At 71.2% G+C, this 15,276-nt stretch carries 9 protein-coding genes; 5 read left to right on the top strand and 4 right to left on the bottom strand.

Annotation, left to right across the window (positions count from 1 at the left end; all coding sequences use genetic code 11):
• Positions 1-70: 70 nt before the first annotated feature.
• The gene (locus tag VD659_RS00250) at positions 71-4,204 is read right to left on the bottom strand and encodes a metallophosphoesterase (RefSeq protein WP_423259096.1); all 4,134 of its coding nucleotides are present in this window, start codon (positions 4,202-4,204) and stop codon (positions 71-73) included.
• A 53-nt stretch (positions 4,205-4,257) separates the two neighbouring features.
• The gene (locus VD659_RS00255) at positions 4,258-6,531 is read right to left on the bottom strand and encodes a fibronectin type III domain-containing protein (RefSeq protein WP_423259097.1); all 2,274 of its coding nucleotides are present in this window, start codon (positions 6,529-6,531) and stop codon (positions 4,258-4,260) included.
• 356 nt (positions 6,532-6,887) lie between these two features.
• Here VD659_RS00255 and VD659_RS00260 point away from each other — a divergent pair, with 356 nt between their 5' ends.
• The 3 genes from VD659_RS00260 (at position 6,888) to VD659_RS00270 (ending at position 9,522) form a co-directional block, all read left to right on the top strand.
• The gene (locus tag VD659_RS00260; protein WP_423259098.1) at positions 6,888-8,378 is read left to right on the top strand and encodes a sensor histidine kinase; all 1,491 of its coding nucleotides are present in this window, start codon (positions 6,888-6,890) and stop codon (positions 8,376-8,378) included.
• Positions 8,375-9,043 carry a response regulator transcription factor gene (locus tag VD659_RS00265; RefSeq protein WP_423259099.1) on the top strand — a complete coding sequence of 223 codons (669 nt, stop codon included), beginning with the start codon at positions 8,375-8,377 and terminating at the stop codon, positions 9,041-9,043. The genes VD659_RS00260 and VD659_RS00265 overlap by 4 nt, the downstream gene beginning before the upstream one ends.
• A 152-nt stretch (positions 9,044-9,195) precedes the next feature.
• The gene (locus VD659_RS00270) at positions 9,196-9,522 is read left to right on the top strand and encodes a hypothetical protein (RefSeq protein ID WP_423259100.1); all 327 of its coding nucleotides are present in this window, start codon (positions 9,196-9,198) and stop codon (positions 9,520-9,522) included.
• 35 nt (positions 9,523-9,557) lie between these two features.
• On the opposite strand, the gene VD659_RS00275 is transcribed toward VD659_RS00270, so the two are convergent.
• Positions 9,558-10,115, bottom strand: coding sequence for a type II toxin-antitoxin system PemK/MazF family toxin (locus VD659_RS00275; RefSeq protein WP_423259101.1), 558 nt, complete (start codon positions 10,113-10,115; stop codon positions 9,558-9,560).
• A gap of 185 nt (positions 10,116-10,300) precedes the next feature.
• On the opposite strand from VD659_RS00275, the gene VD659_RS00280 reads away from it, so the two are divergent.
• Positions 10,301-11,689 carry a hypothetical protein gene (locus tag VD659_RS00280; protein WP_423259102.1) on the top strand — a complete coding sequence of 463 codons (1,389 nt, stop codon included), beginning with the start codon at positions 10,301-10,303 and terminating at the stop codon, positions 11,687-11,689.
• 82 nt (positions 11,690-11,771) lie between these two features.
• Positions 11,772-13,775, top strand: coding sequence for a cell wall-binding repeat-containing protein (locus VD659_RS00285; protein ID WP_423259103.1), 2,004 nt, complete (start codon positions 11,772-11,774; stop codon positions 13,773-13,775).
• 90 nt (positions 13,776-13,865) lie between these two features.
• On the opposite strand, the gene VD659_RS00290 is transcribed toward VD659_RS00285, so the two are convergent.
• Positions 13,866-15,272, bottom strand: a complete 1,407-nt coding sequence (locus VD659_RS00290; protein ID WP_423259104.1) for a hypothetical protein — start codon at positions 15,270-15,272, stop codon at positions 13,866-13,868.
• Between the last annotated feature and the right edge of the window lie 4 nt (positions 15,273-15,276).

The following is a 15,276-nucleotide window of genomic DNA, read 5'->3' on the forward strand; positions in this document are numbered from 1 at the left end:
GCTCGAAGACGCGCGCGTATCGAGCCGAAAGTGACGAGTCCGGGATGGGGCGGGGCGGGGCGGGTGAGGGCTACTTCGCGCGCTGCAGGGCGATGAGGCCCGTGGGGAAGCGGTCGCGCGCCGAGACGTAGACCTTGCCGAGCGCCGGGTCGACCGAGATGCCGTACACCTTGTTGCCGTAGGCGGTGCCCGGGTAGTTCGCGATCTCGGTGAAGTCGGCCGCGTTCAGCACGCGAACACCGCTCGCCTCGTAGGCATCCGAGGAGTGCCCGATGTAGAGGCGCCCGGCCTCGGGATCGACCGCCACCGAACGGTAGTCCGGCTTCGAGACCGCGAGCGACTGCAGCTGGGCGTAGCTCGTTCCGTCGAACACCCGGATACCCTCGGTGCCGTTGGTCTGGTTGTCGTTCGTCAGGTAGACGCGGTTCGCCTTCGGGTCGAAGGCGATGCCGTGCGACTGCCAGGTCGCGCCGTCGCCGGTCACGACCTGGACGGCCGCGCCGGTGTTCGCATCCATCACGTCGAAGCCCGAACCGCGGGTCGCGCCGAAGACGCGGCCGTTGACCAGGTCCACGTCCATGCCGCGCACGTTGCCGGAGAACACGAACGGCCCGCGCTTGACGGAGTCGTCCGCGAGATCGAGCACGACCCACGAATTGCCGTAGGCCACGTAGAGCTCGTTCTTCGCCGCGTCGATCGCGACGTCGCGCACGCCCTCACCGGCCGCGTTCGGCACGATGTGGGTGGCGAGCACCGCATCCGTCGCCGGGTCGACCTCGACGACACGCGCCGGCCGCTGCTCGTTGCCCACGAACAGGTGGCCGTTGCGGGAGTCGACGACCGAGCCGACGGGCTTGGTGTCGAGCTCGGCGTTGTCGGCCGCCGAGGGGATGGCGTTCAGCGCCGTGGGCGCGTAGGCCAAGCCCATCGGGGGCTCCGGGTCGGTCGGATCCGTCGGGTCGGTCGGGTCGGTCGGGTCCGTCGGGTCCGTCGGGTCGACCGGCGTGCCGCCCGCGCCCACCCGCTGACTGATCGTCACGGCCACCGCGGCGGTCTCCGACCCGGGCGGGTTGAGACGGAAGTCGCGGTTCGACACGAACACCCGCTGGCGTTGCTCGTCGACCGAGATGCCGTAGCCGTCCTTCCCGTACTTCGGGTCGGCCAGGTCGGCCAGCTGCTCGCCGGTCGCCGAGTCGTGCACCGAGAATCCAGCGGTGCCCGCCGCGGTGCCGGTGTAGCCCACGTAGAGCAGACCGTGCGTCGAGTCGTAGTCGAGCTGACGGGCCTTCACGCGGGTGGCCTTCTGCCAGAGCTGCGCGAAACCGTCGTTCACGTCGAACGCGGCGATCTGGATGGCGTCGGGCGTCTCCTGGAAGTACGCCGCCGCCACCTGGCCGTGCGCCGGGTCGGCGGCCACGTAGTACGCACCCGCCGTTCCGCCGATCACGCCGAGCGAGGCTCCCGTGTTCGCGTCGAGCACCTCGATGCCGCGCGAGGGCACAGCCCCGTAGACGTAGCCCTTGACGGGGTCGACGTCGATGGAGCGGTTCGACTCGATGAACGAGAACGGGCCGCGCACGACCTGGCCGAAGTTCGCATCCGCGATCGACACCACCACCCAGTTGCGGTTCTGCTGCCCCACGTAGAGCAGCTGCTTCTCGTCGTCGATGCCCAGGTCGCGGATGTTCTCCGGCAGCGTGATCGTGCGGCTGATCGCGTTGGTGTCGGGGTCGACCTCGAAGATGTTCTGCGCGTTCTGGTCGCCCAGGTAGAGCTTCTTCTTGGCCTGCGAGTAAGCCGAGCCGGCCGGAAGCTGCGCGTTCGACTTGTTCACCGCGTCGACCGTTCCGACGGCCTCGTACTCGTAGCTCGGCGTCTCGTCGACGACTCGGGTGGAGACGGTCACCGCCGAGGCCTCGAGCTCCGATCCGGGCGGGTTCAGGCGGAAGTCGCGGTTCGACACGAACACCCGCTGGTGCTCCTCGTCGACCGAGATGCCGTAGCCGTCCTTGCCGAACTTCGGGTCGGCGAAGTCGCCGAGCTGGGTGCCGGTGGCGATGTCGTGCACCGAGAACCCTCCGGTGCCCGCCGCCGTGCCGGTGTAGCCGAGGTAGAGCAGTCCGTTGGTGGAGTCGATGTCGACCTGTCGCGCGTTCACGCGGGTCGCCTTCTCCCACACCTGCCCGAAGCCGTTCTTCGCGTCGAAGACCCCCACCTGGATGGCGTCGGGCACCTCTTCGAAGTACGCCGCGGCCACGTAGCCGCGCTTCGGGTCGGCCGCCACGTAGTAGGCCCCCGTCGTCTCGCCGATCACGCCGAGCGACTCTCCGGTCGAGGCGCGCAGCACCTCGATGCCCCGGGAGGGCACGGCGCCGTAGACCAGGTCGTTCACCGGGTCGACGTCGATGGAGCGGTTCGACTCGATGAAGGAGTACGGCCCGCGCACGACCTGGCCGAAGTTCGCATCCGCGATCGAGACCACGACCCAGTTGCGGTTCTGCTGGCCCACGTAGAGCAGCTGCTTCTCGTCGTCGATGCCCAGGTCGCGGATGTTCTCCGGCAGCGTGATCGTGCGCTTGACCTCATCGGTGGTCGGGTCCATCTCGAAGATGTTCCGGCTGTTCTGGTCGCCGAGGTAGAGCAGGTCCTTCGACTCCGAGTAGGCGGAGCCGGCGGGGAGCTGGGCGTTGGACTTGTTGACCGAGTCGAGCTGGGCCGTGACCTGGTAGTCGACGGTCGTCTCCGGGTCGGTGGGGTCGGTCGGTGTCTCTCCGCCCGGATCCGGGTTCGGCACACAGCCGAGGCAGGTTCCGGGGTCGTTCGGCTTGATCTCCTGCGGCTTCTCGTCGTCGGTCACGGCCTTGCCGGCGGCGTTCTTGACGATGGTGAGGCCGTCGAAGTACTCGCCGTCGGCGGTGCGCGACTCGTAGCGCAGGGTGTCGCCCGAGACGTCGATCAGCTGGTAGAGCTCGGTGTCGCCCTCGAGCTTCTTGAGGTGACCGCCGTTCTCGTTCCACACCCGGGGGCCGGCGCCGGAGTACATCTTGGAGCCCACCACCGAGACCGCGTACACGGGGCCGTCGTAGTTGAGGTCCTTGTTCCAGGTGGCGGGGTTGCCCTCCTCGGCGGCGAGCGTGTTGCCACGCCCGTAGTTGTGGTCGTGACCCTGCAGCACGAGGTCGACGTTGTTCGCTTCGAACAGCGGCAGCCAGGCCTCCCGGATGGCGCGGTTGTTGCGTCCCTCGTCGAGCGAGAACACCGGGTGGTGGAAGAACACCACGGTCCACTTGTTCGGGTTCGACTCGAGGGTCTGCTTCAGCCACGCGGTCTGCACGGCGAGCGCCGCCGCATCCGTGATGTTGCTGTTCAGCGAGATGAACCGCACACCCTGGTAGTCGTTGTAGTAGACCGTGCCCGCAAGCAGCGCCTCGATGCCGTCGGTGCCCTTGGGTCCGTTGTCGGGGTACTCGAACTGGGCCTGCCACTGGCTTGAGAGCTGCTCGCCCTCGTACTCGTGGTTGCCCGCGGCCGCGAGGAAGTTCTGCGTGCCGAACTGGTAGCCGGCGGCGTCGAACACCTCTCCCCACTGCGAGTCGTTGTTCGCCTCGTCGATCAGGTCGCCCGCCTGCAGCACGATGCTCGCGTCGGGGCGGTCGCGGAAGGCGTTGCGGATGACGCGGCTCGCGTCGGACTTGATGCCGTTCTGCACGTCACCGAGGTAGATGAACGAGAACGGGTCGGCGGTGGCCGACGCGGTGGTGAAGTGCTGCCACTCGCTGACGTTCGTTCCGTCGCCCACGCGGTACTGGTACTGCGTGTCGGGGGTCAGGCCCGTGAAGGTGAGCGAGTGGAACGACTCGTCGTAGTTCGCCGTGGACAGCTCGGTGTTCGACGTGGCGTTCACCGTCTGGATGCCGGTGGGGTACGGCGTGGCCGTGGCGGTGCGGATCTCGGCCTTCGCCGTGGTGACGCCCTTCGAGGTGCGCCAGGTGACCGCCTGCGAGGTGGAGAGGTCACCCGAGGGCGTGAGCACGATGCGGTCGGGCACGACCGACGGGCCGTGCTGCACGAGCGGCGTGACCGTGGCGGCCTGCGCCGAGGAGCTCACCCCCAGCACGGGCGTGAAGAGCGAGGCGGCGACGGCCGCGATCGCGAGACCGGCGAGCATCCGCTTGCTGCGGCCCCGCGTGGACGTGTTCGTCATGTCCTGACGACCTTTCGATGCTGTGGAGAAGATTCCGGATGCGGCGGGGCGGCTCATGCGAGACCACCGGCCCGGCGGCGGCGCAGGGAGAGCACGATCATCACGATCACGCCGGCCAGGAGCGCGGCTCCGGCCAGGGCGATCACGACGCCGACGCCCTGCACGCCCGTGTTCGCGAGGTCTTTCACGCCGGTCGCCGCGGAGCCCGGGGCGAGGATCGTGATGTCGACGGAGGCGGTGGCGCCCGACTCGAGGCCGCGCACGATGATCTTGTGCGCCCCCGGCTCGACGCCGGCGGGGATGTGGGCGGTGAAGAAGTAGCCGCCGTTCGCATCCGCGCTCGGGTAGCCGAGCTCGATCGGGTCGGAGTGCAACGTGATCTGGAGGTCCTCGTTCGGCCAGAAGCCGCTGCCCTTGAGGCTCAGGCTGTCGCCCGCCGCGATGCCGGTGGCCGAGAGCTCGATGGAGCTCGGGTTGGCCGCGGGCTTCGGGCTGGTGGGCAGCTCGGTGCCGGGTGTGGTGGGCTGCGTCGTCGGGCCGGCCGTGGGCTGGGCCGTCGGCTCCGAGGTCGGCTGGGCCGTCGGCTCCGTCGTGGGCTGGCTGGTGGGCTGGCTCGTCGGCTCGGGACTCGTCGTGGGCTCCGGCGTGGCCGTGGGCTCGGTGGTGGGCGTCACGGTCGGCTCCGGGGTCGGGGTCGAGGTGGGCTCCGGCGTGGCCGTCGGCTCCGGGGTCGCGGTGGGCTCCGGCGTGGTCGTCGGCTGCGGGGTGGGGGTCGCAGTCGGCTCCGGGGTCGCCGTCGGCTCGGGCGTCGCGGTCGGCTCCGGGGTCGGCGTCGGCTCGGGGGTCGACTCGCCGCCGGGGACCACGGCGGTGGGGCGCTCGGGCGCACCGATGTCGGCGCGGGCCGAACCGGGCCCGGAGGCCCAGGCCACGGTCTCGTCGGTCACGAGCTTGGTGCCGCCCGCGGGCTTCGTGATGGTGAAGGCGTCGAACAGCTCACCGGTGACCTTGTGGCTCTCGACGTGCAGCTGGTCGCCCACGACGTCGACCGTCTGGTACATCTGCGTGTCGCGGTTGGTGCTCTTGAGGTCGGCCCCGTTGGTGACCCAGTTGTTCGACTCGAGCGGGTCGGGAACGTACATCTTGGGTCCGGCGACGGTCACCATGTAGACCGGTCCGGTCTGGCTGGTCTTCGGGTCGGCTCCCGCGGGCAGGTTCTGCTCGTTCGCGAAGAGGTTTCCGCGGCCGTAGGCGTGGTCGTGCCCGGCCAGCACCAGGTCGACGTTGTACTTCTCGAAGATCGGCAGCCAGGCGGTGCGGATGGAGGCGTTGTCACGACCCGAGGTCACCGAGAAGATCGGCTGGTGGAACGCGATGACGGTCCACTTGCTCGGGTTGGTCGCGAGCACCTGCTCGAGCCACGCGGTCTGCGCGTCGAGCTCGGCGCCGTAGGCCATGTTGGCGTTCAGGGTGATGAAGCGCACGCCCTGGATGTCGGTGAAGTAGACGTTCTCATTGAAGAGCTGCTTCACCGCATCCGTCTGCGCCGGGCCGTTCTTCGGGTACTCGAACTGGGCGCCCCAGTAGCGGGTGAGCTCGGGACCCGGGTAGTACTCGTGGTTGCCGGGGGCGGCGATCACGTTGAGGTACTGGTTCTCGAAGCCGGCGGCGGTGAACCACTCGCCCCACTCGGCGTCGGCGACGTCGGTGTCGATGAGGTCGCCGAGGTGCACGACGGCCTTCGAGTAGGGGCGCGCTTCGTAGGCGGCGCGGAAGGAGCGCGAGGCGTACGACTTGACGTCGTTCTGGGCGTCGCCTTGCACGAGGAACGAGAACGGCTCGGCGGTCTGGGCGGCGGTCTGGAACTCGAACCACTCGCTCCAGGTCTCGCCGTCGCCCACGCGGTAGAGGTAGGAGGTGTCCGCGGCGAGGCCGGTGAGGGTGGCCGTGTGGTACTTGATGCGGTAGCCGAGGTCGGTGGCGAACTCGGTGGTGCTCGCGGCGGCGGTCGTGGTGGAGGCCGTGACCGGGCCCTTCGTCATCGAGGCGAGCTGCACCTGGGGATTCACGACGTCGACCGAGGTGCGCCACGACACGTTCTGGGTGGCGAACGGCGTCTCGGTGGGGGTCAGGATGACGCGGTCGGGCACGGCCGAGGCCACGTGCACGAGGGCGGGGTTGACCGGCGGCGGGTTGAGCCCGCCCGCGGCGTAGGCGATGCCGCCGCCGAGCGTGGCGAGCGCGACGGCCGTGGCGATGCTGCCCGCCACCACCGCCTTTCGTGGGGTGAGGCGCGTGAGGGCGCGCGTGAGCTGTTCGCTCTTCATACGAGTGGACGTCCTTCGGTGGAAACGGCGGAGCCGGAGACGGGGTCGCCCGCCAAGGGGTAACAGGCAACGCGTCCGACGCTATTGAGACTGAGAGTCCGCTCAGGCCGGAACTCCCAGAATTCATGCCGCGTTTACCGCCGCCTCGAAATGCCGTTCTCGTGTTCCCGCAACGCTCACTTAGCCGTCAATCGTCGGAGAACGCCGCGCGGCACGTCGTGAGGGCGATCTGTGATATCGCTGCGCGGACGCGGGCGTCGACCCGGAGCATCCGTACTCCACGAAGAGTAGTGACGGAGGCCGTGGCGCTCCGGAGGGCGGATGCCCCGGCCAGGACCCCCGGCTAGCATCGAGCCATGCCCTCCCCGGCCCGCACCCCCGACGATCGTGCGCGCGGTCGCGGGCGCGACCGCGCCGCCGAGTGGGAGGCGCACTGGGCGCGGGTCTCCGACGGGAGCATGCCCGACTGGCCGCGCTTCCGGCTGAGCGGGTGGGTCACGCTGTGGGTGCCGGTCATCGTCTCCTTCGTCGTGCAGGTGCCGGGCGCGCTCGTGGCGGTGCGGATGCGCGGCCTGTTCGACCTGGGCGAGGCCTTCGGCGACGAGCCCGCCCGGCTCGTCGTGCGCATCCTGCTCGCCCTCCTCGGTCCGGTGGCGCTCGTCTTCGCCCGGCGCTTTCCCGGTCCGGTGGTGGCCGTCGTCTCGGCGGCGGCGGCCGCCTACGTGCTGCTCACCGCCCACGGCGCAGCACCGCCCTACATCGCGCTCGCCTTCGCCGTGGTGGGGGCCGTGGTGCGCGGAGCCCGCGTCTGGGCCTGGGTGTCGCTCGGCGCGGCCTGGCTCCTCGCGATCGCCGGCGGGCTGCTGCTGCACGCCGCCTGGGAGCCCGCCCTCGTGGTGGCGGTGAGCCTCGGCCTGGTGCTCCTCGTGGGGGTGGGCGAGGGCATCCGCACGCGACGCCAGCGCCTGGACGAGCTGCGCCGGCGGGCCGCCGACCGCCGCCTCACCGCCGTGCAGGCCGAGCGCGTGCGCATCGCGCGCGAGCTGCACGACGTGCTCGCGCACTCGCTCAGCCAGATCAACGTGCAGGCCGGGGTGGGCCTGCACCTCATCGACACGCAGCCCGAGAAGGCGGCGAGCGCCCTGGCCGACATCAAGGAGGCCTCCAAGCGCGCCCTCGACGAGGTGCGCTCGGTTCTCGGGGTGCTGCGGGAGGGGCAGGATGCGGCGGGCGGCTCGCCGGGCGAGGCGGCGGAGGCTGCACCGCTGGTTCCCGAGCCCGATCTCTCGCGGGTGGCGAGCCTGGTGGACTCGGTGTCGTCGCAGGGGGTCGCGGTGTCGCTCGAGAACGGCATCGCGCATCCGGACGCCGTGCCCAAGCCCACGCAGCTCGCGCTCTACCGCATCGCGCAGGAGTCGCTCACGAACGTCGTGCGGCACGCCGGGGCCCGCACGGCGGCGGTGACGCTCGCCGAGACCGCGGAGGCGTACGCCGTGACGGTGACGGATGACGGCCCGGGGACGGGTGCGGTCACGGGCGGCTCCGCGGGCGCGCAGCCGAGGCCGGGGCGGGGTCTGCTCGGCATGCGCGAGCGCGCCGAACTGCTCGGGGGAAGCTTCGCGGCCGGCCCGCGACCGGGCGGCGGCTTCACGGTGGCGGCGACGCTGCCGAAGCCGGCCGGGGGAAGCATCCCGCCCACTGACGACGGCACCGAAGCCGGCCGCGGCACCGCGGCGCCCGGCCAAGCCCGATTCGCCGACGCAGCCGGACACGGCGGCAGCATCCCGCCCAGCGGCAGCAGAACCGATCACGACGACGACGACACCGACCCGGGAGACGAACGATGATCCGCGTGGCAGTGGCCGACGACCAGCAGCTCATCCGAGGTGGCTTCCGCAGCCTGCTCGACTCGGAGCCCGACCTCGAGGTCGTGGGCGAGGCGGGCTCCGGCACCGAGGCCGTGTCGCTCGTGCGCGCGACCCGGCCCGACGTCATCCTGATGGACATCCGCATGCCCGACGGCGACGGGCTCTGGGCCACCGAGCAGATCACGGCCGACCCCGAGCTGGCGGCCACCCGCATCGTGATCGTCACCACCTTCGAGCTCGACGAGTACGTGGGCCGGGCGATCCGGGCCGGGGCGAGCGGATTCCTGGTGAAGGACACCGAGCCGGTCGAGCTGATCCGGGCGGTGCGGGTGGTCGCCGGCGGAGACGCCCTGCTGAGCCCCGGGGTCACGAGGCGCCTGCTCGAACGCGTCTCGCGCGACCTCACGGAAGCGCCCGACCCCGCGCTCCTCGAACCGCTCACCGCCCGCGAGCGGGAGGTGCTCGCCCTGGTGGGCGAGGGCCTGACGAACGACGAGATCGGCGCACGCCTGTTCCTCAGCCCGCTCACCGCGAAGACCCATGTGTCGCGCATCATGACGAAGCTCGCGGCCCGCGACCGGGTGCGGCTCGTGGTGATCGCCTACGAGACCGGACTCGTCGCCCCCGGGCGTGCGGGCGCCTGACGGCACGCATCCGCAGTACGAGCAGGGCCCCGCCTGCTCCCCCGGGTGTAGTCCAAGTGCCACCCCCGGGCAGATCCGCCGCACGCGCCCGGCGACGAGGCTTGTCCTCAGAGGCTCCACCTCCACCGGAGCCCGAGAGAAAAGGACCCATCGTGTTCACATCAGCTGTGCTCGCCTCCGCCGCACCGGCCCCCGCCTTCCTGGGCCCCGGCATGCACGGGGGCGGCTTCGTCTGGCTCTTCCTGCTCGTGCCGCTGTTCTTCCTCGCCCTGTTCGCGGTGCTGTTCGCGACCGTCGGACGCCGCTGGCGCCGGGCCGCCTGGGCGAGCGGACGCTTCGGCGGCGGCCTCCCCGGCCACCGCGCCGAGGCCACCCTCGCCGAGCGCTTCGCCCAGGGCGACATCGACGAGGTGGAGTACCGCGCCCGACTCGAGGTGCTGCGCGCGAACAACCCCACCCCGCCCTACCCGGGGCACTGACCGGCCGCTTCGGCCGCCGCCCCCCTCTCCGAGGCTCAGCGGCGGCCGAAGCCGGGAAGGATGCTGCGGAGCATCCGCACGAAGGCATTGCCCGAGTGGGCCGCCGAGCCCGGTGCCCCGGCCCGAGCTGCGACGGGGGCGGCCTTCCAGCCGAACCGGCGGCTCAGCTCCCGCGCCACGAGGGCGAACCGCGCTCCGTCGAGCGCCACGGCCTCCCGCCGCACGCCCGCCTGGTGCAGCCGGAACACCCGTTCGAGCCGCACCCAGCTGGGCCGCCCGGCGGAATCCCAGGCGCCGGAGCCGATCGCCACGTCCCCGGTGTCGTCGTGCGGCTTCGAGGTCAGCTGCAGACCGAGCACGGTGCCGCCGGGTTCCCGGGCCACCACGAGCACCGGGCGGTCCTTGCCGCGGCCGTCGTTCTCCTCGTAGGGCACCCAGGTCCAGACGATCTCGCCCGGGTCGGCGTCGCCGTCCATCACCGGGCTGTAGCCGATGTCGACCCGGCCCACCCGGCGCGGATCGATCTGCACGGTGGCCGAGGCGCCGTAGCGGCCGGGGCTGGCATCCGGGGCCGGGCGTGGCGTTCGGTTCATGCGCCGACGATAACAGCAGCGGCGCGACGGATGCGCACCCCGCCGGGCGGATGCCGCCGGCACTTTCCGGTGCGACTCACAGATTCGCGAATTGCCGACCCGAACCACGCACAGGAGTGCATCGACGGGTTTAGATGGCTGCGTCGGGGTGCTGATCCTGAGCGCACTCCGCCGGCTGAGGATTCATGAAAACGTCGCCCCGTACCCTGTCCGCCCGCCGCCGGGCCCCCGTCCGGCACCGGGTGGTCTCGCGCATCCGCTCGGCCGGAACGGCCCTGCTCGTGGTCGCACTCACCGCCGCGGGAACGCTCGCCGGGAGCCCCGCCGCCTTTGCCGACGACTACCCCACCTGGGACGACGTGAAGGCCGCGCAGGCCAGCGAGAGCGCGAAGAACGACGAGATCGCCGCCATCCAGAAGGTCATCTCCGACCAGCAGGCGAAGGTGCAGGCGGCGCAGGAGCTGGTGATGGAGCGCACCGCCGAGAGCGACGCCGCCCAGGCCGCGCTCACCGCCGGGCAGGCGAAGGCCGACGCCCTCAAGACCCAGTCGGCCGCCGCGTCGGCGAAGGCCGAGGAGTCGAAGAAGCGCGCGGCCGTGGTGGCGGCGCAGTTCGCGCGCTCGGGCGGCCCCGACCTGACCTCGATGCTCATCACCAGCAACTCGGCGCAGGCCGACACGCTGCTCGCGCAGCTGAGCTCCGCCGGCCAGCTCGCCCAGGCCGTGAACGGCATCTACGCGAGCGCCAGCCAGGACAGCAACACCGCCAAGACCCTCAGCGAGCAGGCGGATGTGGCCCAGCAGGCCCTCAGCGGCCTCGCGGCGGCCGCGCAGGCCGCTCTCGAGCAGGCCGCGCAGGCGCAGGCGGCCATGGTGGCGCAGCTGCAGGAGCAGAACGCGCACCGCGACGAGCTGAACGCGCAGCTGACGACCCTGCAGCAGAACACCGCCACGACGAAGGCGCAGTACGACGCCGGTGTGGCGGCGCGCGCAGCCGCGGCGGCCGCCGAAGCAGCCGCCCGTGCCGCTGCGGCTGCCGCCGCGCGCGAGGCCGGCGGGGGCGCGAGCTACTCGGTCGTCGGCGCGGTCTCGGGCGACGCCCAGGCCCTCGCCCAGGAGCTCATGGGCTATGTCGCGAACGGCCAGTTCCACGGCTCGACCCCCGACCACATCTTCGAGATCGCGTGGATCGCGCAGGGCCAGGATGTCGCCAACTGCGGCATCGACGTCACCATCCTGCAGGCGATGGTGGCCGCGGTGCGGGCCTTCGGCAGCGCCGGGGTCAGCGACATCAGCCGCCGCTGCACGGGCCAGATCGAGGGTGCGGGCACGGCATCCGCCCACTACATGCAGGGCGGCGGCCACGCGGTGGACTTCACCTCGGTGGGCGGCGTGCCCACCACCGGCGCGAACCAGGCCTCGCTCGACCTCATCTCGGTGCTCGACCCGATGATGCCGAACGGCTCCCGCGTGGGCCAGTCGCAGTGCCGCGCCGCGGCGGGCAACGAGCCCTCGTTCATCAACTTCATCGACTTCTACGACACCTGCAACCACCTGCACGTCGACGACTTCTAGACGGCGGCGCGTTCTGGCAGACTGAGCCAGATCGACAGCAGTCGGTCCGTATGCCCGGGGGTCGGGCGAGGTCAGGGGTCTCATGCGCCGGTTCCTTTCCGCGGCGGTGGCCGCCGTGGTCACCGCGATGCTCGTCGTCACCGGGGCGTCCGCCGCGAACGCCGATGGCGTTCCCTTCCCGCCGATCGGACCCACGCACTTCATGCTCGGCAGCGTCGACTCCATCGAGTTCGTGCGCGGCGAGGGCATCGTGATCAACGGCTGGGTGATCGACGCGAACCCCGGGTCCTCCGGCATCCTGATCGAGCTCCAGATGCAGTGGCCCGACGGACGCACGGGCTGGGGCGCGTCCGGCGGCTCGCTCACCCTCCCGCGGCAGGACGTCGGCCAGGTGTTCCCCGCCTATGGTCCGAACCACGGCTTCCGCCTGGCGTACGGCATGCCCGACGACTACGGCCCCTACAAGATCTGCGTCGAGGCCAATTTCGAAGTGATCGGATGCGGATCCGTGGTCGTGCCACCGGCCTCCATCACCGGCGCGTTCGAGGGAGTGAGCGTGGATTTCGCCGCTGTTCCCCCGATGCTGCGCGTGCACGGCTGGACCTCCGACGACCGCATTCTGAACGACGGCCAGTACCACGGCAGTTCGGTGGACCTCGCGGTCGACTTCACCGACCCCGCCAACGGACAGCACTCGGCCAGCACGGGGATCGCCGTCTCCTACCGCGACCGGCCCGACGTGCGCGCCGCGCATCCGGACCTCCTCGGCGTGTTCGGCTTCGATGACGGGATCTGGATGCGCGGGGCCGGCACCTACCGGATCTGCGCGAGCTTCCGCCCGAACCTCCCCCGATCGACTCCGGCACCCGCGGATCTCGGCTGCAAGTCGATCGTGGTGACGGCGGTTCAGCTCACCGCCAACCCCTCGCTGAGCGGCTCCACGACGGTGGGCTCGACCTTGCACTACACCCCGGCGTCGTGGAACCCCTCACCCCAGACCACATCGATCGCGTGGTTCCGCTCGAACCAGCAGAACGCGGTCGCCCTGCCGGCCGGCTCGCTCGACTACCCGATCACGGTCGCCGACGTCGGGCACACCGTCTGGGCCTCGGAGTTCGCCACTCACGAAGGAATGCTCGGCGCTTCCGCGGCGGCGACCAGCACCACGGTGACGATGCCCGGCGTGAGCACCGCGCGCCTCGCCGGGGCCGACCGTTACGAGGTGGCCATCGGCAATGCCCAGGCCGAGTTCCCCGACCCCGTCGCGGGGGCGCCCGTCGTGTACGTCGCATCCGGGACCAAGTTCCCCGACGCCCTCTCGGCCGCACCCGCCGCGGCCAAGGAGGGCGGTGCCCTGCTCCTCACCCTGCCCGACAGGCTCCCGGCGAACGTCGAGGCCGAAATCACCCGCCTGCACCCCGCCGGCATCGTCGTGGTGGGCGGTCCCGCGTCGGTGGGCGACGCCGTGCTGCACCGGCTGGAGGCCCTGGCACCCACCACGAGCATCGGGGGCGCCGATCGCTACGAAGTGTCGCGCGGCGTGATCGACCACGCTTTCCCGGGCGGTGCTGCCGAGGTGTTCGTCGTCACCGGGGCCAACTACCCCGACGCGCTCTCCTCGGGGGCGGCGGCCGGCGCATCCGGAGCACCGGTCCTGCTCGTGAACGGATCGGCCGCTTCGGCCGACGCCGCAACCCGGGCGGAACTGGTGGCGCTGCACACGAGCGCCGTCACGATCGTCGGCGGGCCGGTCTCGGTCTCCCCGGCGGTCGCATCCTCGCTCGGAGCGACCATCGCGGTGACGCGGCTGGCCGGCGACGACCGCTTCGGAGCCGCGGTGGCACTCAACCGCGCCTCGTTCACGGCGTCCGACACCGTCTTCCTCGCCACGGGCATGAACTACCCCGACGGGCTCTCGGTCGGGGCCCGGGCAGGTGCGGCGCACGCGCCGCTCTACCTGGTCAACGGGCAGTGCGTGCCGACAGACGTGCTCGCCGACATCCAGAACCTGCACGCCACCCACGTGGTGGTCGTCGGCGGCTACGACAGCATGGGCTACGGCCTGGACAGCCTCTACGCCTGCTGACCGCCGAGCTGCGGTTGCGGCGTGCCGAGCGGGACCACGCGACGGTGGCGCTCTGGCCTGCCCACCTGGACGTGGTCGGCAGAATCCCGGCTACTCGACCTCGACCACCGGCACGTCGGCCGAGGCGTTCGCGGGCACCGTGATGACAGGGCGCTGGAGGATCTCGAGCAGCGCGACGACCACGAGCGAGAGCACGAGTGTCGAGACGATGAGGCCGGCCGACATCGGCCGCACGAAGATCACGATCGCCGACGCGATGACGGCGACCGCGACGCGCAGCAGAACGCGCTGGGCGTACATCCACTCCCCCACGCGGCCCGTGGTGACGCCGCGCCGCTCGGCCACGCGCCGCAGGCGGTTCGCCCCCTCCGACGCGAGACCCCGCAGTTTGCGCGGGGTGTCGAACGGCCCCGCGAACCACCCCACCACGGCCACCACCAGGGCGAGCACGAGAACCGCGACCGTGGTCTCCCGCATCGCCCCGGCCACGGTCTCGTAGAGCAGCCCGGCCACGCCCGAGGGCAGGAGCGTCGGGCTCACCGAGCTGATGAACAGCACGTTGCCCACGGCGAAGGCCGCCGCCACGAGCGCCATCGAGAGGGCCAGCGCCACGGCTGCCCAGATGAGCGCCACCGAGCGGCGGCGGGCGACGAGCACCCCGGCGGCGAGCAGCACCAGGGCGATCCATGGCAGCCACGCGCCCGCGGCGACCGCCAGGCCGTAGCCCAGCTGCACGGTGGGCAGCGCATCCGACTGCGCCACCACGATGGTGCGGTCGATGGTGGGGATCTGGCTCGCGAAGCCGATGCCCTGATCCACGAGCGCCGACTTGACGGCATCGATGATGGGGCCGAGCTGGATGCCGACGGAGCCGTCGCCGCCGAGCTTCACGGCCGAGTTCGGGTCGTTCTGCATCGCGGCGACGAGCTGCGTGTGACTCACGCGCAGGGCCGTCTGCCACACGTTCGCGAAGGCGTCGGAGGCCACGAACTGCGAGACCCCGGTGCGGATGAGAGACTGGATGCCCGCGGCCGCCGGCCCCTTCAGCAGGTTGAGGGCCTGCGTGGCTGCCGGCCCGGTGCCGAGCGAGGTGATGCCGTCGACGACGTCGGAGGTGAGCTTCTCCACGTCGACCTGCTGGTTGATCACCGTGACGACCTCGTCGGTGATGAACGCCTGCACCGCCGGGTCTTTCGCGAGCGGTGCGTAAGCGGCCACGAAGCGGTCGGTGTCGGTGAGCTCGACCTTCGCCCAGGCCGACACCACCGCGACCGGGGCGAGCACGGCGCCGAGGACGATGAGCACGGTCGCGAGCAGAGTCCACGGCCAGCCGCGCTTCTTCTTCGCGGGGGCGCCGCCGCCGCCGCTTCCGCCGGATGCGCCGAGGGGCTCGAGCGGAACGGTCGGCTGGTTCTCGACCTCTTCTTTGAGCGCGGAGTTCTCGGCTTCGAGCTCCTCGATGCGCTTCAGCAGTTCGACGTTGGTCAGACGAGCCATGACA

Source organism: Herbiconiux sp. 11R-BC (assembly GCF_049472555.1).
GTDB lineage: Bacteria > Actinomycetota > Actinomycetes > Actinomycetales > Microbacteriaceae > Herbiconiux.